The sequence below is a fragment of the Desulfoluna sp. HI9BLuna genome (assembly GCF_056829775.1).
In genome coordinates this window covers 758,058-784,455 of sequence record NZ_CP186555.1, presented here as the reverse complement: position 1 = coordinate 784,455, position 26,398 = coordinate 758,058, and the positions used below count along the sequence as shown (strand labels likewise).

General features: G+C 50.6%; 22 protein-coding genes, 1 tRNA gene, 1 pseudogene and 1 riboswitch. Of the genes and pseudogenes, 4 read left to right on the top strand and 20 right to left on the bottom strand.

What is annotated here, in order from left to right; genetic code table 11:
• Positions 1–60: 60 nt before the first annotated feature.
• From ACOYW0_RS02905 to ACOYW0_RS02875, 7 genes are all read right to left on the bottom strand, one after another.
• Positions 61–714: a PEP-CTERM sorting domain-containing protein gene (locus ACOYW0_RS02905; protein ID WP_482417082.1), complete on the bottom strand. Its 654-nt coding sequence runs from the start codon at positions 712–714 to the stop codon at positions 61–63.
• A 567-nt stretch (positions 715–1,281) separates the two neighbouring features.
• Entirely contained in the window at positions 1,282–2,139 is an 858-nt protein-coding gene (gene ilvE / locus ACOYW0_RS02900; protein ID WP_482417081.1) for a branched-chain-amino-acid transaminase, read from the bottom strand.
• A gap of 42 nt (positions 2,140–2,181) precedes the next feature.
• Positions 2,182–2,997 (bottom strand): TrmB family transcriptional regulator, encoded by an 816-nt coding sequence (locus ACOYW0_RS02895; RefSeq protein ID WP_180145999.1) that lies wholly within the window; start codon positions 2,995–2,997, stop codon positions 2,182–2,184.
• A 185-nt stretch (positions 2,998–3,182) separates the two neighbouring features.
• A complete protein-coding gene (locus ACOYW0_RS02890; RefSeq protein ID WP_180146003.1) occupies positions 3,183–3,662 on the bottom strand; it encodes an Lrp/AsnC family transcriptional regulator in 480 nt (159 codons plus the stop codon).
• A gap of 229 nt (positions 3,663–3,891) precedes the next feature.
• Positions 3,892–4,368 (bottom strand): phosphatidylglycerophosphatase A family protein, encoded by a 477-nt coding sequence (locus ACOYW0_RS02885; RefSeq protein WP_482417080.1) that lies wholly within the window; start codon positions 4,366–4,368, stop codon positions 3,892–3,894.
• An 84-nt stretch (positions 4,369–4,452) separates the two neighbouring features.
• Complete coding sequence (gene larC, locus ACOYW0_RS02880) at positions 4,453–5,643, bottom strand: nickel pincer cofactor biosynthesis protein LarC (protein ID WP_482417079.1); 1,191 nt, start codon at positions 5,641–5,643, stop codon at positions 4,453–4,455.
• 2 nt (positions 5,644–5,645) lie between these two features.
• Complete coding sequence (locus ACOYW0_RS02875; protein WP_482417078.1) at positions 5,646–6,788, bottom strand: M20/M25/M40 family metallo-hydrolase; 1,143 nt, start codon at positions 6,786–6,788, stop codon at positions 5,646–5,648.
• Positions 6,789–7,079: 291 nt separating this feature from the next.
• On the opposite strand from ACOYW0_RS02875, the gene ACOYW0_RS02870 reads away from it, so the two are divergent.
• A tRNA-Sec gene (locus ACOYW0_RS02870) sits at positions 7,080–7,177 on the top strand.
• A gap of 1,142 nt (positions 7,178–8,319) precedes the next feature.
• Here the strand turns inward: ACOYW0_RS02870 and ACOYW0_RS02865 are convergent.
• The 8 genes and pseudogenes from ACOYW0_RS02865 to ACOYW0_RS02830 form a co-directional block, all read right to left on the bottom strand.
• Positions 8,320–9,168: a hypothetical protein gene (locus ACOYW0_RS02865; protein WP_482417077.1), complete on the bottom strand. Its 849-nt coding sequence runs from the start codon at positions 9,166–9,168 to the stop codon at positions 8,320–8,322.
• 412 nt (positions 9,169–9,580) lie between these two features.
• On the bottom strand, positions 9,581–10,267 hold the full coding sequence (locus ACOYW0_RS02860) for a hypothetical protein (RefSeq protein ID WP_482417076.1): 687 nt from the start codon (positions 10,265–10,267) through the stop codon (positions 9,581–9,583).
• A 116-nt stretch (positions 10,268–10,383) separates the two neighbouring features.
• Positions 10,384–10,962 carry a hypothetical protein gene (locus ACOYW0_RS02855; RefSeq protein ID WP_482417075.1) on the bottom strand — a complete coding sequence of 193 codons (579 nt, stop codon included), beginning with the start codon at positions 10,960–10,962 and terminating at the stop codon, positions 10,384–10,386.
• A gap of 56 nt (positions 10,963–11,018) precedes the next feature.
• The gene (locus ACOYW0_RS02850) at positions 11,019–11,402 is read right to left on the bottom strand and encodes a hypothetical protein (protein ID WP_482417074.1); all 384 of its coding nucleotides are present in this window, start codon (positions 11,400–11,402) and stop codon (positions 11,019–11,021) included.
• Positions 11,403–11,711: 309 nt separating this feature from the next.
• Positions 11,712–11,969, bottom strand: a complete 258-nt coding sequence (locus tag ACOYW0_RS02845) for a hypothetical protein (protein WP_482417073.1) — start codon at positions 11,967–11,969, stop codon at positions 11,712–11,714.
• Between the two features lie 381 nt (positions 11,970–12,350).
• Positions 12,351–12,518: a DUF4113 domain-containing protein gene (locus tag ACOYW0_RS02840; protein WP_482418814.1), complete on the bottom strand. Its 168-nt coding sequence runs from the start codon at positions 12,516–12,518 to the stop codon at positions 12,351–12,353.
• A gap of 54 nt (positions 12,519–12,572) precedes the next feature.
• A pseudogene (locus ACOYW0_RS02835) lies at positions 12,573–12,827 on the bottom strand (DinB/UmuC family translesion DNA polymerase); the annotation flags it as partial.
• Positions 12,828–13,046: 219 nt separating this feature from the next.
• Complete coding sequence (locus tag ACOYW0_RS02830; RefSeq protein ID WP_482417072.1) at positions 13,047–13,316, bottom strand: hypothetical protein; 270 nt, start codon at positions 13,314–13,316, stop codon at positions 13,047–13,049.
• A gap of 184 nt (positions 13,317–13,500) precedes the next feature.
• Between ACOYW0_RS02830 and ACOYW0_RS02825 the strand changes: the two genes are divergently transcribed.
• The 3 genes from ACOYW0_RS02825 to ACOYW0_RS02815 all read left to right on the top strand — a co-directional run bounded on the left by ACOYW0_RS02825 (position 13,501) and on the right by ACOYW0_RS02815 (position 17,848).
• The gene (locus ACOYW0_RS02825; RefSeq protein ID WP_482417071.1) at positions 13,501–13,962 is read left to right on the top strand and encodes a hypothetical protein; all 462 of its coding nucleotides are present in this window, start codon (positions 13,501–13,503) and stop codon (positions 13,960–13,962) included.
• Positions 13,963–14,419: 457 nt separating this feature from the next.
• Positions 14,420–15,379, top strand: coding sequence for a SphA family protein (locus ACOYW0_RS02820; protein WP_482417070.1), 960 nt, complete (start codon positions 14,420–14,422; stop codon positions 15,377–15,379).
• 489 nt (positions 15,380–15,868) lie between these two features.
• On the top strand, positions 15,869–17,848 hold the full coding sequence (locus tag ACOYW0_RS02815) for a DUF748 domain-containing protein (protein WP_482417069.1): 1,980 nt from the start codon (positions 15,869–15,871) through the stop codon (positions 17,846–17,848).
• 194 nt (positions 17,849–18,042) lie between these two features.
• On the opposite strand, the gene ACOYW0_RS02810 is transcribed toward ACOYW0_RS02815, so the two are convergent.
• The 5 genes from ACOYW0_RS02810 to ACOYW0_RS02790 form a co-directional block, all read right to left on the bottom strand.
• Positions 18,043–19,305: an MFS transporter gene (locus ACOYW0_RS02810; RefSeq protein WP_482417068.1), complete on the bottom strand. Its 1,263-nt coding sequence runs from the start codon at positions 19,303–19,305 to the stop codon at positions 18,043–18,045.
• Positions 19,302–20,336 carry a methyltransferase gene (locus ACOYW0_RS02805; RefSeq protein ID WP_482417067.1) on the bottom strand — a complete coding sequence of 345 codons (1,035 nt, stop codon included), beginning with the start codon at positions 20,334–20,336 and terminating at the stop codon, positions 19,302–19,304. Before ACOYW0_RS02805 ends, ACOYW0_RS02810 begins: the two co-directional genes overlap by 4 nt.
• 188 nt (positions 20,337–20,524) lie before the next feature.
• The gene (locus tag ACOYW0_RS02800; protein ID WP_482417066.1) at positions 20,525–22,543 is read right to left on the bottom strand and encodes a TonB-dependent receptor; all 2,019 of its coding nucleotides are present in this window, start codon (positions 22,541–22,543) and stop codon (positions 20,525–20,527) included.
• Between the two features lie 486 nt (positions 22,544–23,029).
• Complete coding sequence (locus ACOYW0_RS02795; protein WP_482417065.1) at positions 23,030–24,019, bottom strand: helix-turn-helix transcriptional regulator; 990 nt, start codon at positions 24,017–24,019, stop codon at positions 23,030–23,032.
• Between the two features lie 226 nt (positions 24,020–24,245).
• Positions 24,246–24,432, bottom strand: a riboswitch (cobalamin riboswitch).
• 880 nt (positions 24,433–25,312) lie between these two features.
• Positions 25,313–26,077, bottom strand: a complete 765-nt coding sequence (locus ACOYW0_RS02790) for a DeoR/GlpR family DNA-binding transcription regulator (RefSeq protein ID WP_482417064.1) — start codon at positions 26,075–26,077, stop codon at positions 25,313–25,315.
• Between the last annotated feature and the right edge of the window lie 321 nt (positions 26,078–26,398).

Sequence of the window (26,398 nt, the reverse complement as noted above, 5' to 3'; positions counted from 1 at the left end):
GCCTCCGGCAGTGTTGCCGGAGGCTTTTTTATTACGGAGTTGCTGCACCCTTAAAAAGGATCAGTTCCCGGATGCTTTTTTTCTTTTAAGCCGGGTTATCCCCAGGAGGCCCACTCCGAGGCCGAGGAGAACAGCCGTGGCCGGTTCGGGAACCGGGGCCGTTGTCGGGGAAGGGGCTGTCTCCAGGGTGACCGTGGCAAAGATGTCGGCGTCGCCTTCGCTCCAGCAGGGGCCGTGGGGGCCTGTCCACATGGAGCTTGAGAATGTGGCGTCACTCAGTTCGATGGCGAATCGCCCTCCGTTTCCAAAGTCCACATACACAGGGTCATCCCAGATGACCTGCCAGCCTTGCTTGAACTCGAATTTCCCCGAAAAGCCGGTGGATTCTCCGGATATATCCTGGGTGATGTCCGGGAGGTCAAAGTCCATGTACGCCGTGACCTCCATGGCCTTGAGGTCGTCCTCATTGATCCAGCTTTCGTGTGTTCCCATGTGTGCAAACTTGAAGCTGAAGGATTCTCCCGGATCCAGTAAAAAAGCCTGGGATGAAACCGACTGGTAGATCTCGGCCCACATGGTCAGCCCCTGGGTGGTTTTGGAGACGTCGATGGATGAGGCGTCACCCATTTCAAAGGTGTACGGTGTCGCCATGGCGGAGCCGCAGGTCAGCAGCATGGCAAAGAGGAAGCATAAAATCCGGATCGGTCTGCTCATTGGGTCTGGTCCCTTCGTGTGTCCATGGGCAAGGGCATTGAAGCCCCCTTGCCGGTGAATGGTTTTTAGTGTTTGTCAGTGTTCCGTTTCAGGCAGTGGGTAGTAAATGAGCAAGGCCTTCCTTGTTATGTATGGAAGGCCTGTTGGTTGACTCATTTGTGGGGTAATATAGCAAAATATATGCCACGGAAGATGGGTGATAAATGCCTATGATCAGGAAAGGTTAACGGGGGATGGATGAAAAGTGTGTAATGAGTTACATGATTTGATGGGTAGTGGAACGGACAGTGGGAAGCTCGGTTATACCATGGCCTTTAGGCTCTGGTAGTTCATGGGGCCACGATGGGGTAGGCGCAACAAACCGTTATTCCAGATGGTTTTTGTGGCATGACCTGGATACGGGCAACCAGCCTTCTGTATAGTGTGAACAGGGGCTGGCGGTTCTGCCTGAACATGCGTCGGAGGAGGGAGAATCGCTCCGGCAGGGCAAACATGCCGGAGCGATGCATAAAGCAAGCGACCGAGATCTGTCCGGGGTCGCCTGGATAGGTCTCGGGTCGAGTACGGTCAGCACTCGTTTCGGATCAGAGCCTGGAAAGCTTCCCGAACCCTGGCCGTATCGGGTCCGGGGTTGCCGGTTCCGATGGTCCGGCCGTCGATGGTGGTGACGGGGATCATCTCAGCGGCGGTTCCCGTGAGGAAGCATTCATCGGCGGTGTAGAGATCGTACAGGGTGGATGGGGTTGCCCGTGTCTCCATGCCGATGCCTTCGGCTGCCTCGATGACGGCGTCCCGGGTGATGCCCTTGAGGGCTCCCTGATCGGAAGCAGGGGTCAGGAGCACCCCGTCCCTGATGTAGAAGATGTTGTCCCCGGTGCATTCGGCCACCTTGCCTTCGCGGTTGAGGAGGATGGCTTCCAGGCACCCGGCCTGCTGGGCCTCCAGCTTGGCCATGATGTTGTTGAGGTAGTTCAGGGATTTGATCCTCGGGTCCACAGCGTCCGGGCTGTTTCGCCGGGTTGAGGCGGTGATTACCTTGATTCCCCTGGTGTAATGCTCTTCAGGGTAGAGGCTGATGTCGTCCACAATGACAATGACCGACGCCTCAGGACAGGTGGCAGGGTTGATGCCGAGGTCGCCCACCCCCCGGGTAATCACCAGGCGGATGTACCCGTCGGTTTTTTCATTTTTAGCAACGGCTTCAAGCAACAGTTCTGCCATCTCTTCTTCGCTCATGGGGATGGTGAGCAGAGTGGCCCGCGCGCTGTCGTAGAGTCTGCGCACGTGCTCCTTTAATCGGAAGATGGCTCCGTTGTAAATGCGAATGCCTTCGAAAACCCCGTCTCCGTAAAGCAGCCCATGGTCAAAGACCGAGATTTTTGCGTCCTCTTTTCCAACCCAGTTGCCGTCGATGTATATCTGCATGGAAGTCTCCTTGGTTTCCCGTTGGGTGTTTTTTGAAACGTGTTACGCCAGATCGGTGTCGTTGAATATATCCCGCAGGTGGTGATAGCGGTCTCCGAAGGTGTCATGGAGAAGGCCGTCGAAGCGGCGGACGATCTTCATGATGTAGATGTCGTGTTTGATGTAGTCCTCGGCCAGGGTGATGAACCCCTGGTTGAGGCTCCATGCCCCCTCCACACGGTTGGTGTTGGTGATGGTGGCCACGATGGCCGCCGTGGCGTCTGTCACCAGCACAAAGCCCCGTCCCCCTTTCTCTTCGAAGAGGGTGTCTTCGATGGGGTGCTCGAAGATGCGGCCCGCCGCTGTTTTAATCTCTCCGAAGTGGACGGTGGCAATGCGGACCCCCCGGGCTTCGGCCTGGGACAGGGCTGGCTCCAGGGTGGCCGCTTCGTCGGGCCAGGTGGAGAGCAGCAGACTCTCTTTGGCGCCTTCGATCATCCTCTCGGCCTTGTCGATGAGCACGTCGTACTCTGTGATGTTCCAGATGAAGGAGACGTCATCGGCCTTGACCGAGAGCTGCTTGAGGCCCTCTTCAAGGGTGTCGAAGGTTCGGTGGAAAAAGCGGCGCCTGCTCTCCACGAACTCCTCGGGCGGTGTGCCTACGTATTTTTTCTTGCGTCCTTCGCCTTCCACAAAGACAACGCGTTTTTCCACAAGGCGCCCCAGGATCTCATAGATCTTGGATGACGGAATGCCTGATGCCTGGGAGAGTTCATACGCAGAGGCCGGTTGCACCGCCAGAAGGTGCACGTAGGCCTTGGCTTCGTATTCGGAAAACCCCAGGGCCGTGATTTGTGGGATAATATTGTTAACTACCATAGTAGTTAATATTGCGCCGAAGGGCCTTGTCTGTCAACGGAAAAATGGGGACGCCCGCAGGGTGAATCATTCAGGGGATGGGGGGCAGGGCCCTGGGTTCCGGGCACCGGAAGGGATTTGAGGCACAAAAAAGGCGGATCGTGTCAAACGATCCGCCTTGCTCCCGTCGTGTTGGTCCGAAGGATTCACACTTGGTCAAACCAGTCATTGGTGCTTTTGGGAAGGACCCATTTGTTCTTGGCCTTCATCACCACAAAGGATTCGCAGGACTCGATGTCCCCTAAGGCGGGAAGGTCCTTGGTCATGAACTCATAAAGGGCGGGCATTTCCGGGACCACCACCTCGATGAAGATGTCGAAGCGTCCCGTGACCACCATGGCCGAGTGGACCTGTTTGAGTTTGGAGATCTGCTCCAGCCTCTCTTCAAGTTTGGTGCCGTCGACGATCTTGAACGCCACAATGGCCATGATGAGGTCTTCGGTTTTAAAAATATCGATGAGCCCGGCGATCTTGAGAACCCCGGAGCTGAGCATACGCTTCATCCTCGAGTAGAGGGTGGGGGGGGTGACGCCCAAGTGCTCCACAAGCTTGTTCACCGGCATGCGGCCGTCGAGGCTGAGCTGTTTGATCAGGGTGCGATCCGTGGCGTCGAGTTGTGATTTCATGGTCGGTCCTTTGGGCGGAAAGGGTGGTTTCCGCCGGTTCGTATGGTTTTACAGAGGCGTCGTTGTCGGCGCCGGAGAGCCGTATCTTGCGCCCATCATACCAGAATGGAATTCACCTCGAAATGCCAAATTAAGTGTTCCTTTTAAGCTGAAAAAGTGCGGGCTTTCAAGGGCCGTTGGCGAGACGTGAAAACGCTTTCCTGCAACAGCCCTCTTTGCCTCCATCTGCTTACCCGAGCACCCGGATGCCGATTTGCAGCACAACTCCGGCCATGACACCAGCGGCCACATCGTCCATGACCACCCCTGCGCCGCCGGGCAGGAGTTTTTCCAGGGTGCGTACCGGAACCGGTTTGAGGATGTCGAAGAAGCGGAAAAGAAGGAATCCGGCCAGGGCCACTTTCCAGGTAAGGGCAACCCCTGCAAAGGTGACGAACATGCCTGCAAACTCGTCGATGACAACGCAGGAGGGGTCTTTTTCCCCCAGGAGTTTCACGGCCTCTTCGGCCACCACCACAGAGAAGATCACCAGGGCCGTGACGAGGAGAAACGAAAAGGGCGTACCAAAGGCAAGGCCGGAGAGCCAGATCAGGACGCAGAAGGGCAGGGCGGCGGCGCTGCCGAAGGTTCCGGGGGAAAAGGGAGCTTTGCCGGAGCCGAAGCCCGTGGCAAGTAAGAGAATGTGCTTGTCAGAGAGCCGCATCATGTCAGTCCTTTTGTGATGTTTGTATAACCTGTTTGTCTAACGTATCTAAAGCCTGGCCCCCGGCAGGGCCGCCGGAGGCATCGTTTAGCTCAGCAGGGCCTGGGCTGCACCCAAGGCTTCGGTGTAGATCTCAGCCAGGGAGCATCCCTTTCGTTCGGCCAGGTCTTTGCAGGCCTCGTATTCCGGGGTGATCCGGCGTGAACCACCCGGGAGCGTCACCTCTTTGGCGGCCACCTCTCCGGAGGGACAGGCCAGGGTGATGGCCTTTCGGGTCAGGGTGGTGCGGCTGAGGCGCTGCCAGCGGACCCCGATGGTGGTGGTCTCGGAAAGGATCTTTTCCGTGAGGTGTTTTCGGTCCTCTTCCCGGCAGAGGCAGGATAGCTGGCTGGCGGGCCGGTTTTTTTTCATCTGGATGGGGGTGAACCAGACATCCAGTGCCCCGGCATGTAGCAGGGTCTCCATGGCATGGCCGAGGATCTCCGGGCTCATGTCATCGATGTTGCAGGAGAGCTCCACCACGGTGTCGGCCGATTCGGACGTCTCGCACAGCACCATGCGTACAAGGTTGGGGAGGCCCTTGGTCTCGCGTTTTCCCGCTCCGTAGCCCACGGCGGCCATCACCCGCTCGGGCATGGGGCCAAAGTGATCGGTCAGCTCGGCGGCCAGGGCCGCGCCCGTGGGGGTGAGAACCTCGCACCCGGCGTCGTTTCCGTAGACGGGGATTCCTTTGAGGATCTCCAGGGTTGCCGGGGCGGGCACGGGAAGCTCGCCGTGGGCGCAGGTCACCGTGCCACTTCCCAGGGGCAGGGGAGAGCAGCTGACGGATGTGACGCCCAGGTAATCCAGGGCCAGGATCACGCCAACAATGTCAGCCACGGCATCGATGCCCCCCACTTCGTGGAAGTGCACGGTGTCGATGTCGCAGCCGTGGATTTTGGCTTCGGCCACGGCAATGCGGTGGAACACGCAAAGGGCGCGCTCTTTTACCGCATCCTTTAAAGGGGAACCCTGGATGAGAGTCCGGATTTTTCGGTAATCCAGGGCGTGATGGTGGTGATGGTCTCCGTGGTGGTGGCTGTGGCTGTGATCGTGCACCGTCACGTTTACAGCATGGATCCCCCGTTTGAGAACCTGCTCGCAGGTGATATCGAACCGGTCCTCAAGGAGCGGGGTGAGCTGCTCCTTGAGCCAGTCCACCGGCACCCCCAGGTCCATGAGGGCGCCCAGGGCCATGTCTCCGCTGAGGCCGGAAAAACAGTCCATGTGAAGGTGCATGATCAGGCTCCCTGCTTGGCGTGGTTGCCGAGAATGGTGCAGAGAAGCTCGGCACATGCGGTCATGTCTGCCAGGGTGATGGACTCGTTGACGGTGTGGACGTCGGTCATGCCCGTGCCCAAGACCCCAGCGGTGATGCCCTTACCGAAGAAGATGTTGGCATCAGAGCCGCCACCCACGCGCTGGGTGACAATGGTGCGTCCCAGGGCCTTGCCTGCTTTCTGGGCCAGGGCGACCACGGCGTGGTCGTGGGGAACGCTGGTGCCGGGGAAGTCTTCGTTTACATCGATGTCAAAGCTGGGCAGGGTCTCGTCATCGCCTCCCCCTGCACGGACCACGGCCTCACGGAAGGCGGTGTGGATGCTCTCCACGATGGCATCGAGCTTTTCTTTGCTGTGGCTTCGGGCTTCACCGGTGATCTCCACACAGTCAGGCACGATGTTGGTGGCAGAGCCCCCTTCGATTTTTCCGATGTTGCAGGTGGTTTCTGAGTCGATGCGGCCGCAGGTGATGCGGGTGATGGCGTCCGATGCCACGGCAATGGCGCTGACCCCTTTTTCAGGCTCCATACCGGCGTGGGCAGACAATCCGTGGACTGTAACCGTATAATGCACGGCAAAGGGGGCATTGGTCACCACAGCCTCGGTGTCCTTGGAATCCAGGATGTATCCCATTTTTGATTTTAACGCCTCGGTGTCGAAATGCTTGGCCCCCAAAAGGCCGATCTCTTCGCAGACCGTAAAGACAATTTCAACAGGGGGGCGGGGCAGGTCTTTTTCGATGAGGGTCTCCATCACCTCCAGGATGATGGCCAGGGCGCTTTTGTCGTCCCCGCCCAGCACGGTTTCCCCTGCGCTTCGGAACACACCGTCCTCAAGGACCACCTTGATGCCCTCACCGGGGACCACGGTGTCCATGTGACCGCTCAGCAGCATGGGATCCACGTCCGCCGTGCCGGAAAAACGGGCAAAAATGTTGCCGGTCTGGCTTCCGCATGTTGTGTGGGCGTCGTCAAAGGAGACCTCGGCACCCAGGGCCTTGAGCTGCTCTGCCAGCATGTCGGCCATGGCCTTTTCGTTGCGTGAAGGGCTGTCGGTTTCGGCAAAGCGGATGAATCGTTGGGTCAGTCTGTCTGTATTGATCATGGATGTCATGCTCCCATGTGGATGGTTTGTATCACAGAAAAAAGAGCCTGGGGCGGCGAGGTACAACGTCGTCGGGCTTTTGAACTGCTCGGGTAAGGCGGGCTGTTTCGATGGTTTAAGAAGCATCCTGTCGGGCAGGGCCCTTCAGCTCCCTTAACAATATCCCTCGACATTACCCGATGGGCGGCCGCGTTTCAACGGGAAAAAAGCCCGGCAGGGCCCTTGAAAAACGTTGACAACGTCACCATATTGCGGGTAAGGTCTCGCACGAAAACACACACTGAAACGCATGGAAGCACGCAGCGTTCTGGTGATGCTCCCGGACTTCAAATCCGGTGTGGGGCGTTAACACCGTCCCGGGTGGGTTCGATTCCCATGTGCTTCCGCCATATATATAATGTTTTCAGGTCTTTGTCCTGCGGGATACAGATTGAAAACAGATTTAAAAAAGGGCACCCAAATTTGGGTGCCCTTTTTGCGTTTGGTGGTCATGAAATAATCAATCTTGGATACGTGTAGGATGGGCAAAGCGGAGCGTGCCCATCTGGTGCCGGAAGTACCATCACCTTCCCGTGCGTCTGACGTTTCAAAACCTGTAACGGTTTGTTTTGAGGTGAGGGTGGTGAGGGCTCTTTCAGTCCCTAACCCTTCGATGCATCGATCAATACCTTCAGCAACCTACAGCCGCCAGATACAGGTAGGATGGGCAAAGCGGAGCGTGCCCACCTGGTGCCGGAAGTGCAATCACCTTCACATGCGTCTGACGTTTCAATATCTGTAACGGTTTTTTTTGAGGAGGGGGTGTTGAGGGCTCCATCAGTCCCTAACCCTTCGATGCATCAATCAATACCTTCAGCAACCTACAGCCGCCAGGTACAGGTAGGATGGGCAAAGCGGAGCGTGCCCATCTGGTGCCGGACGCGCCATCACCTTCCCATACGTCTGACGTTTCAAAACTTGTAACGGTGTGTTTTGAGGAGAGGGTGGTGAGGGCTCTTTCAGCCCCTAACCCTTCGATGCATCAATCAACACCTTCAGCAACCTACAGCCGCCAGATACAGGTAGGATGGGCAAAGCGAAGCGTGCCCATCTGATGCCGGAGGCGCCATCATTTCCCCCTATACCTGACGTTTTAATACCTGTAGCGGTTTGTTTTGAGGTGAGGGTGGTGAGGGTTCTTTCAGCCCCTAATCCTTCGATGCATCGATCAATACCTTCAGCAACCTACAACCGCCAGATACAGGTAGGATGGGCAAAGCGGAGCGTGCCCATCTGGTGCCGGAAGTTCCATCACCTTCCCATGCGTCTGACGTTTCTGAAGCAGGTAGTGGGTTTGTGGTGAGTGTCGTGTGTGTGGTCAGGATACAACGTAACTGTATAGAACCAATTTTAAACATTTTTCGATGTCAAGGCCTCCCTATCCCGGTACATTTATCTCGACTGGTATTAGATCTAATCCCTATAGTCATCAGTCATCATTTCAAGAGATCAAAAATATCAAATGTGTAGGTTTGACCCCTTCATCCGAAAATCATTGTGAAATGGAATTCTCAGAATTGACTTTTTCGAATATTTTTGAAATTAAGGCTGGATCATTATAAAGAATTTGATGATTATTCCATGATGGCTCATGCCAATATCTATTGTCTTTAGGTGTTCTGTACCCACCATACGTGCCACTTGAGCTTTTTTTCCTCATTAACAAATTTCCTTCCCTTCTCCATATGTAACCAATATCAAATGATCCAGTAGTGCCTGTATTTTTGCAATTATATCTAATATCAAAAATTTTAAAGCCTTTGATTTTTGAAGGGAGAGATCTTTTTAAATAGTCGATATGTTCATAGATTTGACGTTCTAAGTCATCACTATTTCGACAAATATTTAAGCTAAGTGTACAGCAAAATGTATAGTCACCAACGAAAGCTGTCGTTTGAATGGGGCTGTAATAGTCCGGGATTATGGTGCTCATATTTAGCTTGAAAAAATCTTTAGTAATTTTGGATAGGTAAGGTATATACTTCAGTGCCATAAAAGAATCAGCATTTTCAAATATCTTATAATTAACGCCAAATCTTTCAGCTAACTCTTTTCCAAGAGAATTAAATCTTTTAGGACTATACGAAGCTGAATTCATAACCTCTCTACTATAAAAAGCATATATTATTTCTATTTCATTTTGAGAGAAATTGTTCAAAAATTCATATCCATAGTGCGTCGGTGCACTTTTTAAACTTTCATGCCACCATTCTTTAAAGTCGTTTGTTTTTTGGTTGTTTTCACTCTGAATGTCTTCAAAGCTTTTGTGGTCTTCACTACACGCAAAAAGGAAAAGACAACATAGTAGCATTGTGAAAATTGAAAATACTGTATTTTTCATTGAATAACTCTCTGTGGTGTAATTTAAATAGGTAGTTAGAGGTTGTTAAGTAGTTTATGCTCATCAAAATCTAACCTGGGGGCCTGGGGGCAGACCTACACATTTGACACAACCTTTTTTAATTCTTTCGTAAATTTAGACTTCTGCCGGAATGCGGAATTGGTGAATCCGAAGAGCAGTGCATCACGCTTCAGGACACAATGCCACCAGTCCTATCTCTTAACGGTTTTGAAATATTGTATGCTTATAAATTTAGACACAAATGCTATAGGTTATGTCTGTTTGTCAAATGTGTAGGCCTGACCCCTTTCCGCATCTTGCTTCCTAATTATTGCGAACGCTTGAGCTGTGGGGCCGCCGAACGAAGTGAGGTAACCAACGCGCAGCGTTGGCGTTCCCTACCAGAGACTTGTTATGTGTTTGAGCTATTTTCTAATTTACGTCTATCAGATTCTTGTTGTAGTTTTTCGATATAGCCATTTAAAGCTTTATTAAACTTGGGAATAGTTTCAGCTACAAAATCCCAGTTAAAGCTAAACAAAGCGCTACTCCAACCCACGTGATATACAAGCCCGTCTTCATAAGGCTGTTTATTACCATGTGTCATATTAAAACTCCCTTGGTCAAAGTGAGCGCCTTGCTGGTTACGATATGTTCTGGCTTTTTCTATAAATTCATAAAAATTTTCTTTAACATCGTCAGGAAATGCCTCTGAAACCACCTTATCAAGAATGGGTTCCCAGAATGTTTTTTTATTATCAGAAATGACTCCTGTCCTCCCGTAACCTCCGTTAAAAATAGTGCAAAATTTGATGATTATTTCTTCAGTGATCAACTCATAAATCAAGTGAACATTATGGATATCAGGGAATAAAGAGCCATGCTCATCTTCAAAGTTATCTAATGCTTCTCCTTCAAGTCGCAGGCCAGTTTTTAACCTTGCGCGCTCTTTATCATATAATTCAGTGATCTTCTGAGGTCTTCCTGTGTTACAAAAACGATCAAGCCGTAGCCTAAGAGCCAAAAGGTCATTAATTTTATCAAGTGCTACCTTCCATAAATATAACCTCCCGAGGGTTTCTCTCTCTCTTGAAATCATATTTCTCCTAAAGCTGATGATAAAATTGAAACGAACATATGTAGAACACATAACGCCGCAATTCAGCGGCGCGGCTTTTTGCGTCCGCTGAAATTGCATTGTTAGGTGGCCTGTCGTTACCCTTGATCCAGTATACTAACAACCTCTTTATTAATGTCCTCACACGTAGCTTTCATGCTCATATTCAACTTGTCAATCGAATGATAGAAATCCTCAAAAGCATCAGTGTCCATGTTTCTTTGCACACTCAACACCACTTCAACCTTTTCTCGAAATTGGCGGACGCTTGCATTTAAAATCATCGTTGGTGTAACCAATGAGCTTGGAAGACTATGAATTGGAATTTCCATGATTGCGCTGTCAAGTCTGTTGAGCAGTCCTATGTCAAAGTGAACGCGCCCTTCTGCAATTTCGGAAATGGCTTCGCGATTCTTCAACTGGTTTGAGAGAAATACCATAGCTTTCAAACAGTTTTCTGCGAGAGTTGAAAGAGTTCTTGTAAGCTCATTTTTTACATGCCGTTGTTCGGCCGCATAAAGTTTCAAGGCATTTTTATGCTGTTTGCGAGCCTGCCATATCGCTATACTTGCTGCACCAAGGATTGCCAAAATTGATCCGCCAGCTTGTACCCATGCTGCCAATGCTGTAGATTCAGCATTTGTCAGATTTGAGATATAATAAAAAAATGTATTCATTTAAAACTTACCAATATCTTGATTGATTGTTGCTGGTTTTAACCCACCTAACGCCGCTAATCAGCGGCGCGGCTTTTTGCGTCCGCTGAATTAGCATTGTTATCTGTTTCTTGACAAACACTTGTAACTGCACCATCAGATAATGAATACCCACATTCATAAGCAATAAATTCATGATCGATATCACCGTATTCATATGACTGTGAATAGACATCATGACTTATGACTGGTGCTTGGCAATGTGGACAAAAATATTCTGGCGCAATTTCTTTGAGTTGATTGAGTTCATTCTCGAGGATTTCAACTGCATTTTGCGTTTCAAATATTTGTTTTTGATTGATGTCTTTATCTTTTGATAGTCTTTCAAGCTCTTCTTGTTGTATTTGAATACGTTCTGAAAGTCTTTGAGCAAGTTTATCTGGAGTGTCGTTTAAAGCCATTTAAGCTGTTTAGATAGAAAATCACATTTTTGATTTAAGAGCTCAATAGTAGAGTCTTTTTGTTTTACAAGAATCCTATAAAGAGAAAAAATTGTAATAATAAAAAAAACAATTGACGCTACTTGTGTAAAAAATATCGTTGTATTGGACATTTTGATTCTTTCATTTACAGATAACGCCGCGCTTCACCCGACGGGCGCGGAAGCGTGAAAATGTTTGAAATACTCCGGACGCCAAAAAGTGGCATCGCCTGAAAAGTGGCACTTGCGCCCGGTCGGCGTGCAAGCGCTTGTTCGCCGAAGGCGATATTTATAATTTTTTCCCCCACCGAACATCTGGCTTTTCTCCCTTTTTCCAACAGATATAAAGGAATATGCCAGTCAGAATGAACGCATAAATCACAAATAGGACAATCAGAAAAGGAGACTTTCCAATAAAAAAACCTCCCAGAAACAAAAGAGCAATATATGATAAAAAGACAGCCCAGCCTTGCCACGTAATAGGCAGACCCCACCCAACACCATATTTCATTGCTGGAAACCAGGTGTCTTTATTTTCCTCTTTCATCTTGTTTATCCTTTTGCTGGCGAACAATTATTATCCGACATTTCTGTCCGATAATCCCCTCTCAGGGACAAATAAGGACAAAACTGTCGGATATTACCCTTGATTCAAGGATTATCCGACAAAGATGTCTGATAATCCGTATAATTCATGATTTTCGTGACAACCTGCCATGCTGTTCTGTGTACAGAAAAGAACAATGTCCTAATCGAAATCCATGATCTCAAAATCGGCAATTTCTATTGACTGGATAGTCAACGATATATCAGCTATTTATCATCACGGAATTAAATTCTTACTCCTTGGCGGACATAATTGCAAGGAAGGATAAAAAAGACCCGGAATGCTAACATTGAAAATGTAAACTGGGCCAGATGGAAGGGTTCAGGTCACTCGAAGAAGCTGATCCCACCGAGTGGTATAGGAAGGGGACTTGTGGTTGAATTGAGTGCGCCATGCTTTGGGCTCTGAAAGGCCAGTGGAGAGTCCGGATGATGCATAACTGACGGTACGGCGTCCCATGTTGGCATTTACCGCATCCATTGCTTTCATCAGGGCCGAAGACTGGCCCCGGTCTACTTTATCAAAGAGGAGTTGCTGCTCTGGTTTCTCTTGGGTCAGCTCCCGCATATGGATTCCCAGCTTTTTGAAATGTGGGTCTTCCTGGTAAATTTCGGCAAAGGCCACAAGAGCACCCTTGATAATTTCCGGGCTGTCGGAGGTTGGAACTGGGAATCGAAAGGTGGTCTTGTTGTAATAAAAATCAGCCTTGTGGAATCTGTTGCTCATCGCATAGATATCCATCACACTCGCCCGAAGCCCATCATTGCGCAGCTTTTTTGCAGCCCGTTGGGCATAGGAGGAGAGGGCTGTTGAGCCCCCGAACTTTCAGGCATTTTTTATACCGCCAACCATCCCAGGCCTTGGCCAAAGCGGTGGCTGTCAGTTTAGAAAAACCATAAGTTAAAGGCACCCAAATGTGGGTGCCCTTTTTGCGTTTGGTGTGCACGGAATAATCCACCTTTAAAGAGGGTAGGGCGGGCACATCGAAACGTGCCCATCTAATGCGCGAAAGCGCCATCACCTTCCCCGCATTTTATCCTGCTCCTCCTTATAAATTGCCGCCATCCGATCAATCTTGGCATACTGCCGGGCCAAGAGGTCTTCGGTGATGGTTCGGATTCCCCATTTTTTGAAGTCGATCTGAAGGCCGTTTCCACCCGGCGCTTCTGCCTCATCCAGTTCCGCGTGAAAAGCCCCCACAGATTTTAACAGACGGTGGATGTCTTTGATGGAGTCGCACAGCTCCGAAATTTCGGAGCCGTCGAACATTCCCGGTGACGTGGTCATGGTGAACTCCCAATGAATTAGGTGATAGGGAAAGAAGGGCATAGAAAAACAGGGGGGCATTCAAGAAGTCGGGAATAGGCCATAGCATTTGCCCGGGGGCATCGGCGTTTATGGCTGTACCTGAAAAGCCAAATGCACCGATACACCGGAACCGCAGCGTATGGAACGCAGGGTCTATTGTGCTATGACCTATTCCCTCTGGCCTTACCCCTGTGCCCTGATGATTCCTTCCCCCAAAAAAATCGGGAAAAGGGACAAGGCTGCACCAAAAGGCAAAAGAGCCCTTCAGGCATCGGGAAAGGGAAAACGCACCTTCGGTGAGGTGAGGAGGAAAAGTGGCAGAACTCCTTCATTGCCAGTGCAGCTCGAAGACGCGCAGAATTTCGAAGGGGCGTTTTCCCCGCCGTCAGTCAGAAACACACGTGTTCATAGGCCATTTGAATCGGCAATGATGGTGGTAAACGTGGCGCGGGATGCCGCGCATGAAGGAAAATACGACTTGAAATGGATCGGGGGCTGGTGTAAAAAACCGCTTAGCCATAACGACCTCCTTTACAGGTTGTTTTGGTCAGGCCTGGCAGGATGTGACAGCATCCTGTCGGGTCGCCTTTCAATGATAATAACTAGTTATTACGATCCACCATAGATTCATCCTCTCGGAGTGTCAATAGTTTTTTTCTCGTTATATTCCATGGTTATTCATTTCAAAATTCATAGAAATAACCCGCCACCCGCACCGGCAACCTGTTACCATTCGATGTACGTGGGGTTGGCAAAGCGTGACGTGCTCACCTGATATGGCCCTCTCATAAAATATCCGGTTTGGGACGTGCTTTCCCTGGTCCCGTCCACCCACCATTAGAGAATTCCACTCTTTTTACTCAAGTTGTTTCAAAACTATAGTCTGCTACGTGGGGTCGCCCGATCTTTGTTCGTGGAATGAAAAATCGAGCTTGCGATTATGCGAAAGTCTTGCTACAAAATGGGCTCTTTGTTTCTGTGTATAGAAACAAGCGGCTGGCATCTTTTGCTCGGACGTGTTTTTGAGGGCGGTTGGCGCTCCGTGGTCTATGTGACTCATATTTTGGGATTGAGGAGGGGTTGTGCGAGGTAAATTGTTGGTAGGGTTCGTGGGGATGGTTGTGGGGCTGCTCGCAACCATTGGTGGGGCGATGGCGTATGATATGCCAAGTGTGAACTTGGGATTCACAAGCTTTCTGGACGGGGGCCCGCCATCGGGGCCGGGGTTCTATTACTCTCAGTATGTGCAATACTACGAGTCTGATTCACTGAAAAATGCCCAGGGGGATGCGGCATTGCCGGACGGTGCCGATGAGAATCTTGATGTCTGGATATCCATGTCTCAGTTTATTTATCAGTCGGATCAGCCTGTTTTCCTGGGGGGCAAATGGGGTGTGAATGTCATGATCCCGGTGGTGGGGCTGGATATGTCTTACGCCATGGATGCGCCCTTTCCTGAAGACAATGGTACCGGGCTCGGAGATGTTCTTGTGGGGCCGTTTATTCAGTGGGATCCCATCATGGGGGCCAATGGGCCGAAATTCATGCATCGGATTGAGCTTCAGGTTACCTTTCCCACGGGAAAATATGATTCTGACAAGGAACTGAACCCAGGCTCCAACACCTATACATTCAACCCCTATTGGGCATTTACCGCCTTTCTGACGCCAAAGCTCACCGTTTCAGCTCGGCTTCACTATCTTTATAACTTTAAAAATGATGACCCCAACGATGGATTGGCTGGTGTGACGGAGACACGGGCCGGGGATGCCTTCCATGCGAACTTTACAACGGCCTATGAGGTGATTCCCGGTCGGCTCCGGCTCGGGCTGAACGGGTATTATCTCAACCAGTATCAAGATACAGAATATGATGGCAAACGTATCGACGGCACTGCCGAGAAAGTCTTTGCCATCGGCCCTGGCGGTGTGCTCCATCTGGGCAAGGATGATAACCTTCTCGTAAACGTTTACTTTGAATCGGGCGCTGAAAACCGAACGGAAGGCAACCGATACAATGTGCGTTACGTGCATCATTTCTAATTGAGGGCTCCAGCCGGAAGCCCTCTTTACGCCCCCCCAACCCGCCCCGGGATCATGTGGTCCCGGGGTAGGGGAGAACAGATTCCACGTCTTTCTGATCAGATTTTGTCATGCTCTGCACCACAGATCTGACAGCGTCCTTCTTTCTTTACAGAGCCTTTCTGACGTCTTTCCCAATAGAACTATGCTTAATCTTCGCAGGGGCATTTGTCGTTGCGGGATCTGTTTTAACGGCTTGTTTTCCAATGGCAAAAGCCATGTCGTGGCGTTATAATAGGAAAAATGGGCATAAGCTCATATCAACCCAACCCGTGTGGCTTGCGTTCATGAAATGAACGGAGAACATCGGGGCACTTGCACGTCGCTTCGCCCCTGCATGAATCCAGTATGTTCTGAGGCAGAGCCTGGATTTTGCGTGATTTGTTCTGCTGCAGCCAGAAAATAACCAGCCTTCAGTTAATCAAACATCAATACGTCGGGAATGGTCGGATGATGACAGGTGTTGTCTATGCCGACCCTATGGGACTGCCTGTGATGAGCGCACACAACAAAAAAAATTATCGATTGAAGTGGTGGTGGGGCGCGTTGACAGGCTTAACGCTGGTTGTGATCATTGCGTTGAGCATCCTGAACATGAACATCAATTCAATTGCGCACACCCAGATCCATAAACTCCTGAATACCTATCTGGCCGGTGGCGGGTCCCTTGATGCCATTGATGTTGAGTTGGTAGAGGGGCGAGTGGAAGTCAAGGGGTTTACCATCAATTCACCGCAACAGTTCGGATCAACACCGCTTCTGCACCTTGAAACGTTGGTGCTGGACGTCAAGCTGATCTCGCTGCTTGTTGGTTCTCTTACTGCAGAAGAGCTCGTGCTGAAAGATCTGTCCATCGTAGTCATACGTGATGACGAGGGAAACGTGAGTGTTCAGAATATCGTGAAGCCAGGCAAAGCAGATGCAGAACCTGATACCGATCCCCCTGTGGACCCTGATGAGAGTGGGGTGTCCATTCCCTCTATTGGCATAGACACCATACATCTTGAAAACATTCGCATTTCACTTATCGATGGCCTCTCGAAGCAGCAATGGTCCTCTGAATTGCAACTTGATCTGGCTGTGGATGACCTGCAGCTCCGTGATGTGATGCAGGGGGATATCCTTTGCGGCAAGATCCTGTTTGGCTTGAGTGGGCTCAGGGTGGACCAACCACCCGGCTTTGAAATGGAGCCGTTTGCCGGCCTGGACAGGTTGGAGATTCACAGTGACGGGCTGGATTTTGGGGCACCGGAAATGGTGATTGAGAGTGTCCGGGTAAAGGGGCCTTCGTTATCCCTGATTGTCCAGGAAGACGGCGCATCCAATTGGCAGCGCCTGGGGGAGATCTTTGGCGGGCCGGTGGAAGAACCGGACATCGTTGAGCCGCCAAAAGAGAAACCCGGCATACTTAAACGGTTGATCGGGATGTTGAAGGGGCGGAGGGGCAAAGCAGATGAACAGATTACGGAAGTGGCGCCCAGCGAGCCCTCTGCCGAAACCAAGCGGCCGGTTATCATGTTTAAAAAAGCCCGGCTGGAAGACGGGGCTCTGACGTATCAGAATGATTCCCTGCCCAAAAAAGGCATCGCTTTACCGATAAAAGATATTGAACTCAACGTCAGTGGGCTGCGCTTGTTTGACACCAGGGAAGAGAGTCCACCGGCCTCTGTCTCGGGATCATTTGCGCTTAGCCAGCCTGAAGATCATCCAACGGCATACCTGGGACTTTTAGGGGCAATTGGCCATGTCGGGGTCGGTTTCCCCCTGATAAACGCCCAGGTTCGGGTGACAGGTTTCAAGCTGGATACATTGGGTGCCATGGTTCCATCGGCAACACGGAAGGCTATAGGAGCCACCGGCCTTGATGCCGACATCGGTCTTGCGGTCAACACAGAGTCGCTGCACCTTAACTCCTCGATATTGACCGACAGAAATGTGAAGTATAATACCATCAAGATTACGGGCCCCCTCAATGCTCCCAAAGTGCAAATGGATAAAATTCTGCTTGGGGTTGTTGGCCGTTTATCCGGTGGCATTTTCAGGCTGGGAAAAGATAGCATTCATGCGGGGGCTGACATTGCTTCCGGAGGTGTCGAGGTGACAAAGGGGCTGGGCAGTGCAGCCCTGAATATAGGGAAAAGTATTCTAAAAGGTGCCCGTGGTGTTGGTGCCGGAGTCGTAACCTGGGACAAAGAACAAATAAAATCTGGGTTCACGGATTCTACGTCGGGTACGGTTGTTGTTACCGTTGATTCTGCCAGGAACGTGGGAAGTTCCACGGTACAGGGGGGCGCGAGCTCATACTCCAGCCTGAAAGGCGGGGCCAGGTTGAATGCGTGGAACCAGGGGATACCGGAACGCCATGAAGCGGCCATGGAACGGGCACAGAATGCTCTGGAAACAATGCCTTACCCGCCTGTTACGGAATGACGGCTTACAAAATGGAGTCAACTGGTTAATCTCTCGGCTGGTTATGCGCTTTGCTTTCAGGGGCAAGATAAATGTGCAACGAATGCCGCTGCGCTTTAACCCGGGGGACGAGGGGTAAAGCGCAGGGGCAACAAGCTTTCAAGGTGGCTCACCTCGCCGCCGGAGGCATTGCTTTTTGTCCTTTTCCTGACTCCTTACCCAGCCATCTTCATGGGTTTTTCGTGTAAGGAGTCATCGGGTGGTGAAAGGATTCGGTTGAGAATCAACCCTCGACCGGGAATGATGAGCAAAAGGGCCGTGGCCGTCAGTGCGGAGAAGAGGATGATGTATCCGGTCTGGTCGCACAATACGCCCATGGCGGACATCACGATAAACGAAATGATATGATTGGACGCGCATAGCACGGCGAAGTTTGTGGCGGACTGGTGGCCAGCGCTGACTTTCATGATCAGGTTGTAAGCCAGGACCATCATCATGCCCATCATCAGGTACTCAACGGCAAACATCACGGATGCCTCATGGATGGATGGGTGTTGAAGTTTGAGCAACCCTACGGACCACAACCCCACGACCGCCGACATGAGGCATCCCGCAACAAACACCTTCCCTTCGCCCATCCGCTTGATACAGGCCCCTCCGATAACAGACCCGAGAATGGACATGGGAGTGCCGAAGTACATCATGAGTTTGCCGATATCATCTGTGTTGAATCCCTTGTCCACCAGCATAGGAAACCGGAGCTGGCTTCCCGCCCGCATGACTAGTGAGCTGATTATCAGGAACATCACGACATACACGAATGACCCGGTCCTGACAAATGCCAGGGCACTTGGACGGTTGTCCTCGGCACGTTGGTCTGTTTCTGCCGAGGTGAGGGGCTTGATTTCGCCATGCAGCAAAACAGGCACGGTCAACAGGCAGTAGAGTCCGGTGAGCGCCATGAAGGTATGACTCCAGCCCGATGATTCATACAGCCTTATGAAAAAGCTTGATCCGATGAGCATCCCGGTCCAATAGCCAGACATCTGTATGGTGTTGCCCATGGGCATTTCATGGGGCTGTAAGATATCCGTTGCGTATCCATCGACGGCAATGTCTGCGGTGGATGTGCACAGGTTGAGGAAAAATACCACCATGAGTACTTTGTCAAGCTGGGTTTGGGGATCCAGAAACGCCAGAACGGGCAATGCAAGGCAGGTCAGGATCATGAAAGGGGCAAACCAGCTTTTACGGCGCCCCAGCCAGGGAAAGTGCCAGCGGTCAACCTGTGATGCGTAGAGAAATTTTAAGGCCCAGGGGCTGTATACCAAAACAGAAAAGCCGATTTCACTGAGACCGAACCCCTGCTTCCGCATGAGAATTGGCAGCAGAACCCAGGTTAAGCCGGTATAGATGTTCTGCAGCATGTACATGACAAACAAAAGAGTCATTTTAAACTGGATGGTTGGGTGCTTCATGATGGGTATAAGGCCTTTCTGGCTATGTCCAATTCCATGGGCATCATGGGGGTTTGAATGGTCTGGCTGCGGACTGTTTGAAAGCCGGTACGGACCATGGCGCCTGCGATAACGCCCTGGTTCATGCCGAAATCATGGCCCATGAGCGCTGAGGGAAGCTGGTCCAGCACATAGTGTCCGGGCTGTGTGCGTTCACAGGTCAGTCCATCGGCGATGCTGACAAAGTAACCTCCTGGATTTAGGGATTCATATATTTTTTGTATAAGGCTGTCAATGTTCGGTTCGGCAAAGTTGAGTGTTGTGCTTGCCCATATCAGGTCGTATTTTCCGCCAATGGGGTCCTCGTTGTAATCACCCCCCATGGTCGTGATGCGATTTTCCATGTGGTGCTCTTTGATGAACTGCTCAGCAATACGGGCAACGGCCGGTTGATCAAAGATGACTCCGTTCATGGTGGGGTGTGCTTTGACAAGGGCTATCCCTATGATCCCGGGGCCTCCCCCCAAATCCAGCATGGTTTTAAACGAGGAAAATTCCGGAATGGCCGAGACAATCTCAACGGCTTGTTGGGCTGCCCCGGCTCTCTGGTAGTTGGCCATTGACACGGCATACCGGGCCCAGACCTCTTCATCTCCCATGTCTGTCTCTTTTGAGGGCAGGGGAGGACCTTTTTTGACCAGCGCTGAGAGATCGGCAATGGCACGTTCCCGCATGGACGCTATTTGCCTGAGCATGTCGCTGAAGCATGTCGGGCTCCCTTCCACAAGGGAGGTTTGTGTAAAAGGCGTGTTCTGGTATAGATGGTTGCTTTTTGTCACCAAGCCCATGGCTGTGAGGCCATTTAAAAAGAGCCTGGTATTTTCGAGGTGGGTTCCCAGGGCCTCAGCCACCTCACGGGATGATCTGGGTTCCTTCAGCTGATTAAACACCTTCAGCTCCATGCCGACGAACAGAAGCTTTGATTGAACCGGGCCCGTCATTATTTCATACAGCGTGCTAAAATCTGCGTCTATTTTCGGGGAATAGGGCATGATGCCGCTCCTTATGTAAGTCTCTATTGTTACGTAGAAAGCCTAAATGCGAGGCCTTTGCCTGGCCTGGGGATCGTGAGGGCCGAGTGCTCCGGTAGGTGGAAAAGAGGGGCACCCGGCTTGTTCGTAGGGCAAGAATATCGCCTTGAAAACGGCAACTTACTTTTTGCGCCCAGAGACGTCGGTGTTTAAAAGTAATAACTGGTCGTAATGCCGATTGTTCTGGGGTCGCCATCCTGGACCAGCTCGCCAAGGCCCATGGCGCTGTTGTCGAACAGAGCCGTGACGTATTCTTCATCCAGCAGGTTTTTGCTCCAGACTTCCACCTTCCAGCTCTCGGCTTCGTACCCAAAGCGAAGGTTTACGATCTCGTATGCTTCCTGTTTGGTGTTGTTTTTGGGGTCTCCGTAAAACTCACCTGTGCCGAGGAGTTCCGCCCTTGTGAACAATCCATTTTCAAGGAAATAGGATGCGCCCAGGTTGTAGGTGTACTGCGGGACATTGGGGAGGCTGTTTCCGTCAAAATCATAAAAAGAGCCGTCCTGTTGCAGGGCCTTCCAGTCGTCGAACTCTGATTTGACGTACCCAAAGCCGGAGAACAGGTCCAGGCCGGGAAGGGGGCGGGCCTGAACTTCCAGTTCCACGCCCATGCAATGGGCCTTTGCCGCGTTGTTTATGGACGTGCCTGCGGCAAAGGACCACTCCACCACCTGTTTGTCGTCGATATCGATGTAAAAGGCAGCCAGGTTGGCAATGAGCCGCTCATTCAGCCACGATGTCTTGATACCTGCCTCGTAGTTCCAGGTGTATTCGGGATCATAATAGAACGCCTCTTTATCGCTGGGCATGTAGCCATAGTTGTACCCGCCGACCATGTACCCTTTGGACGCCGTGGTATACGCCATGACATTGCCGGTAAGGTCATAGGCAATGGAGAACTTCGGGAGCCACTCATTGTAATCCAGCTTTTTGTCCTGATCGATGACCCCGGCCCCGCCTTTGCCCGTCATGGTTCCGTGCAGTTGCTGATGGTCAAATCTCAGGCCTGCCGTCAGGTGCATTTTATCCAACACCGTGACCGTGCACTGTCCGAATCCTGCATACCCGTCGATGTCGATATCGGTGTCGGCCTTCATGGCCCAGGCTTTTCTCTCGCTTGTTACTTCGGTTTCCTCCTTGAACCCGTATATTCCCGCGAGCCATTGAAAGGGCCCTTGGTTGTCCGGGGAGAACAGCCTGACCTCCTGGCTCATATGGTCGATGCTGTATTTGTTTGGCGAAGCCCCCCAGTTGAGGGGGCCCAGGTCATTGGTGCAGTCCATATCGGTGCTGTAGCTGTGGGAATAGTTCCGTAGCCCGGTGACGGAGGTCATGTTGAAGGACTCGCCGGAATACTTCATGTTCAGTGTCTGGCCGTTGCCTTCCTGGCGGGAGTACTCATCGGCGTCGTTGTGGCTGATGGTGTTATAATCCGTTGCATACGGTCCTGTGCGGTACCTGTAGGAGTTCTGCTGGTCATCGGTGTCCATGAAATCGGCTGTGAAGGACAGGTCCCACTGATCCGTGGGGGTCCACCTCAGGGTGGCGCGGCCGTTCTTCTGGTCTTTTTCAGCGCTTTTATCATCGCCGTTGCATGTGTTTGTGATGAAGCCGTCGGAGATACTTGCTTGAGCCGCAACGCCCAGATAGAGGGTGTTTTCGATAATGGGTCCGCTTGCGTTCATCCCGGCCCGCCAGGAGTCGTAGCTGCTGTATTCGGTGAAAAGCTTTCCCTTGAACTCATTGTCCGGCTGCCTGGTCACAAGGTTGATGACGCCGGATTCACTGTTTCGACCGTACAGGGTCCCTTGGGGGCCCCGCAAAACCTCAGCCCTTTCAAGGTCGAGCAGTTCGGTGTTGTACATGTAATGCAGCGGGAAATTGACCCCGTCCACATAAAACCCGGTGGGAGAGTAAATGGAGGTTGTAAAGGAGGAGACACCCCTTAAAACCAATAAATTCTCCGCCGAGGATTCGTTCATGAACAGGTTGGGGACATAGCGAACAAGATCACTCATGTCCTTGCTGCCGGAATCTTCGATGTCGGTGCCGGTGAAGACGGACAGACTCATGGGGACATCCTGAACATGCTCTTCTACTTTTTGGGCCGTAACCGTTACGGGCTCAAGCCGAAAAGGTGACGATTCTTTTTTCTGCTCCTGTGCCATCGCCAAAGACGCTGATAATGGGGATAGAGCCACCAGTACAACGAGCAGCGACGCCATAAAACCCTTTGGAAATCGATCTCTGTTTCTATTCATGACCTGTTCCTTAAAGCTGAATCTGTTACGAGTGATGGGCCTGAACTTAAGGGGCAAACCGCAGTTCAGCGCATCAGAGTTGCCCTTGCAGCCTCGTTGCCACAAGGCGCTGATGACGGATCATCAGAGTGGGCACCCGGCTCCTTTGAAGGGTGAAAAACGATAAAAATAAAGCCATCATGTAATGGTATAGCCGCAATATAGCGCCGCTGTTCATGGGGTGAAATGGGGGTGGTATGACCGAAACGGATTCTTGCATGACCTGGATGGATTTTTGAACGGAATCGGCTTTGACGGAGGCAGTCTTCCTCGGTGTGCTGTTGCCTGATTTTTGCCTTAGCCGTGCTTCGGCCCAAAGCAAAGGGGGCTCAGGCTTCCGGGAAAAGAGGAGGCTTAAGGCATGGCGCTGAAGCATGTGTTGCTTCGGTAAATACTCGGCCTGATGCCGAATTTGGTTTTAAAGGCATCGGAGAATCGCCCCGCGTCCATATAGCCAACTTGATACGATATCTCCTTGATATTCATGTTGCCCTCTTCCAGAAGCTGGCGGGCTCTCTCCATCCGATGCTCATGTAAATAGCCGAAGGCCGTTTGCCCACAGACCTGCCTGAACCCGTGCTTGAGCTTGAAATCATTCAGCCCGACTCGACTGGCAAGTTCCAGCAGTGATGGCGGGGTCTGCATATTCTCGACGATAATGCCCATGGCCTCATGGACACGGTCTATATCGGAAGGGCGAAGCGGAGCGGTTTTTTTTATGCTGTTTCTGGCAATGGCAGCCTGTTCAAGTTGAAGCGATATCAACTCAAGGGCCTTGCTTTCGAGGAAGACTCGTTTGATCAGGCCCTGATACGGGCAATTGAGAAGCTGGTGAAGGGCGGTTTGCATGGCAGGGGGCATGGAGCCCGCATAGTGGTAATGGGTCTTGGGGCACCCCTCCATAACAGCCCGGAGATCGGCGGGGGCTTGCTCCATATCCCCCCGGGAGAACATGCCCAACACGACCGGGTCGACCTGGATGTGGAGCATGTGAACGGGTTTTTCAGGGGGAAATTGGCTGTACCCTTGGGAATTTGGAAAACAGGATACGGTGCATGTGCCTGTTTCTGCCTGGATGATTGTCGGCTTGGGTTTCCCCAGGTTGACTATGGATCGGCCGCTTCCTGAGAGTACAAAGCAAAAGAGCAGTGGGGACCGCTCCATTTCGAAATGGGAGGTCACGCCTTCGGCATAGGTTGCCTTGGTAAGAATCAAGGAGAGCCCGGGCCTTAGGGGGATCTCTTTGGTCCATCCCTTCTCACCGTTTTCGGGCCGCCTCAGTTCAAGGTCCATATGATCTGAAACGATGTCGTCGGAACGTTGATGCCTTAATTCGGAGTCCATGCAGCACACCCTTTACACACGGTTTGTTTAAAAACGTAGCCCGCATGGTGTCTGAATGGCGGCAAAGGAGTGATATCAAAACATCGTGTGACGTGCTTTATTGCCTGGCGGGTGCCGATACCTCCGGTATGTGCTCAGGCAATAAAAAACCCACACAGGATCTTGCCTGTGTGGGTTACCGTTTTTCATACCACAACAACGTCATCACTTTGGTGCCATAAAGTGATGACACATCTCCATTCAGGTAAGTCTTCTGACTCCCGGATCATCCTACTGGCTGCGCCTTCCCGTCACAGTGTGGCAGTGGCCGTGTGCAGCGTTCGTCCCCGGTTACAGCGGCGGGCCCGTTCCTGATTTTCACAGGATTCCTTGTTATACTGATTTTATTCAGTACCTGAAGTCAGGGCCGAAGCAAATATCGAAGAAACCAAATGAAACCCTCCGGCTGCGTGGTGAGTCACCAGCGCGTTGCCCACGGTGTTCGGGTTACTTCATCACGGCATTCCCAGGGAATGTGTTCTTATCTGCTTGGGCCCCTGTATGTCTGCCAGAATACATTGTCGAAGAGGGGATATCCCATCGGCTGATCATGAACTGCACATAAAAAAGGCAATCGGCATCATAATCCTTTGCCAACAATTATTCTGGATTTATTGAATTGTCATTACATGAGGGGTTTATGGATGTCAAACGGAAAAGGTTCTGGCTAGGTGAAGATTTGTATTTGGATATGTGGTGAGCATCATGTGGTCTCGTTTATGTGGGAGTGGCGGGGGGGCTGGTGAGGCAGGTGGAGCTATGCACTCTTCGGCTTAGGAATCCTTATGCTGAGCGGGAGATTATCGACGTTTAAAGAGGCAGAAATTGGTAGGACGCTTTATCTTTTACGTTTGCCCAATGTCAAGGCCCTCCTCTTTTTCTGACGCAGCGGGAGGCAATTGCCTTTGAGATCAGTGTCGTGGGGCTGTTTTTAGGTGGCCTGGGGCTGGTTGTTCATGTTGCGTTTACACCCTTTTACCTTGGTAGGCCGTATGCGGGGCGGGTAACAACTATATCTGTTACTCCGACGGGATGAAGCATATCGTGAAATGTGTAGGTGCGACCCATTCATTCCCGTATCTTTCGATACGGGCTTGATGCGTTGCGGGAAAATTTCCATAGTGCTGAGCAGATTCTGAAACCAAAGCATCCAAAAACGTTGAAATAAAAGGACTGCGAACCTTTAGATTACAAAGAACATCTGCTCAAATGGTCACGTGAGGTATTTCTATTCCTGTACAGATATCAATAATATTACTTATTGATTAAGTTGATTCCAAATTTTGTATATGCATTTTTGGTTTTTAGGGGGATATTCGAATCGGTGACTAAAAGATCCACTTTAGAAATATCGCTCACTTTGATAAGAGATGTCGATTCCAACTTACTGCTGTCGGCAATAATGATTGCTTTTTGGCTAATATCTAAAAGTTTTTTTTGAATCTGAACCTCTTCCAAGGGATAGTCTGTAATTCCTGTTTTCAGAGAGAAGCTGCTGACACTTATAAATGCTTTATCTATAATAAATTCATCTAATATTCTTTCGGTTATTTTTCCGAAAAATGCTTGCTCTTTTACATTCAATATCCCACCAGCAAGAATGACATTAAACCCTTCAATATCCGATAATTTATTTATAATGGTTAATGAATTCGATATGACAGTTAGTTTTTTAAATTTTTTTGTTATCAATTTTGCAATTGCAAGGTTTGTGGTGCTGTCATTTAGAGCGATTGAATCTCCTTCTTCAATAAGTTTTACCGCAATTTTTGCAATTTCGGCCTTTTCTTCTAACGATCTCTTTTCTCTATTAGAACGACTAAAACTCTTGACTTTCGCTTTATTCAATATGGCTCCGCCATATACTTTTTTTATGATATCGTCGCTTTCTAACGCCTCTAAATCTCTTCTGACTGTCTGCAGAGATACATTGAAAAGTTCTGTCAGGTAGGAGACTTCTATCTGTCCTTTTTCTTCTAATAACTGTATGATTTTTTGTTTGCGTTCTTCGACTAACAAATAAAGACCTCATTTTTCTTTAAACTATGAAATTTAGCGCAATTTGAGTTTTATCATCCCAAATAGGCCTCTTATGCATTTCTTTGAATTGTAATAGATCCTTCTACAATACCAATACCAGCATAGCACATGCAACTGGTTCCTATATCAGCATTAAGATACTGAAGGGAAGAAAGATTTTATCTGTCCATTATTCTATAATATTCAGAATTAATGTCGAGAAATTTTCTTGTCCCTTCTATGACCAAGAAAGCTAATTATTTTTCAAGGGTAGTTTCAGTACCTGCTTTTCAGGTTCGGATATAATGTATGTGTAAAATT

Excerpts from the sequence above, each read along its gene's own strand:
- ACOYW0_RS02905 (WP_482417082.1), bottom strand. The coding sequence starts at position 714 with ATGAGCAGACCGATCCGGATTTTATGCTTCCTCTTTGCCATGCTGCTG.
- ilvE (WP_482417081.1), bottom strand. The coding sequence starts at position 2,139 with ATGCAGATATACATCGACGGCAACTGGGTTGGAAAAGAGGACGCAAAA.
- ACOYW0_RS02895 (WP_180145999.1), bottom strand. The coding sequence starts at position 2,997 with ATGGTAGTTAACAATATTATCCCACAAATCACGGCCCTGGGGTTTTCC.
- ACOYW0_RS02890 (WP_180146003.1), bottom strand. The coding sequence starts at position 3,662 with ATGAAATCACAACTCGACGCCACGGATCGCACCCTGATCAAACAGCTC.
- ACOYW0_RS02885 (WP_482417080.1), bottom strand. The coding sequence starts at position 4,368 with ATGATGCGGCTCTCTGACAAGCACATTCTCTTACTTGCCACGGGCTTC.
- larC (WP_482417079.1), bottom strand. The coding sequence starts at position 5,643 with ATGCACCTTCACATGGACTGTTTTTCCGGCCTCAGCGGAGACATGGCC.
- ACOYW0_RS02875 (WP_482417078.1), bottom strand. The coding sequence starts at position 6,788 with ATGATCAATACAGACAGACTGACCCAACGATTCATCCGCTTTGCCGAA.
- ACOYW0_RS02865 (WP_482417077.1), bottom strand. The coding sequence starts at position 9,168 with ATGAAAAATACAGTATTTTCAATTTTCACAATGCTACTATGTTGTCTT.
- ACOYW0_RS02860 (WP_482417076.1), bottom strand. The coding sequence starts at position 10,267 with ATGATTTCAAGAGAGAGAGAAACCCTCGGGAGGTTATATTTATGGAAG.
- ACOYW0_RS02855 (WP_482417075.1), bottom strand. The coding sequence starts at position 10,962 with ATGAATACATTTTTTTATTATATCTCAAATCTGACAAATGCTGAATCT.
- ACOYW0_RS02850 (WP_482417074.1), bottom strand. The coding sequence starts at position 11,402 with ATGGCTTTAAACGACACTCCAGATAAACTTGCTCAAAGACTTTCAGAA.
- ACOYW0_RS02845 (WP_482417073.1), bottom strand. The coding sequence starts at position 11,969 with ATGAAAGAGGAAAATAAAGACACCTGGTTTCCAGCAATGAAATATGGT.
- ACOYW0_RS02840 (WP_482418814.1), bottom strand. The coding sequence starts at position 12,518 with ATGAAAGCAATGGATGCGGTAAATGCCAACATGGGACGCCGTACCGTC.
- ACOYW0_RS02830 (WP_482417072.1), bottom strand. The coding sequence starts at position 13,316 with ATGACCACGTCACCGGGAATGTTCGACGGCTCCGAAATTTCGGAGCTG.
- ACOYW0_RS02825 (WP_482417071.1), top strand. The coding sequence starts at position 13,501 with ATGACCTATTCCCTCTGGCCTTACCCCTGTGCCCTGATGATTCCTTCC.
- ACOYW0_RS02815 (WP_482417069.1), top strand. The coding sequence starts at position 15,869 with ATGATGACAGGTGTTGTCTATGCCGACCCTATGGGACTGCCTGTGATG.
- ACOYW0_RS02810 (WP_482417068.1), bottom strand. The coding sequence starts at position 19,305 with ATGAAGCACCCAACCATCCAGTTTAAAATGACTCTTTTGTTTGTCATG.
- ACOYW0_RS02805 (WP_482417067.1), bottom strand. The coding sequence starts at position 20,336 with ATGCCCTATTCCCCGAAAATAGACGCAGATTTTAGCACGCTGTATGAA.
- ACOYW0_RS02800 (WP_482417066.1), bottom strand. The coding sequence starts at position 22,543 with ATGGCACAGGAGCAGAAAAAAGAATCGTCACCTTTTCGGCTTGAGCCC.
- ACOYW0_RS02795 (WP_482417065.1), bottom strand. The coding sequence starts at position 24,019 with ATGGACTCCGAATTAAGGCATCAACGTTCCGACGACATCGTTTCAGAT.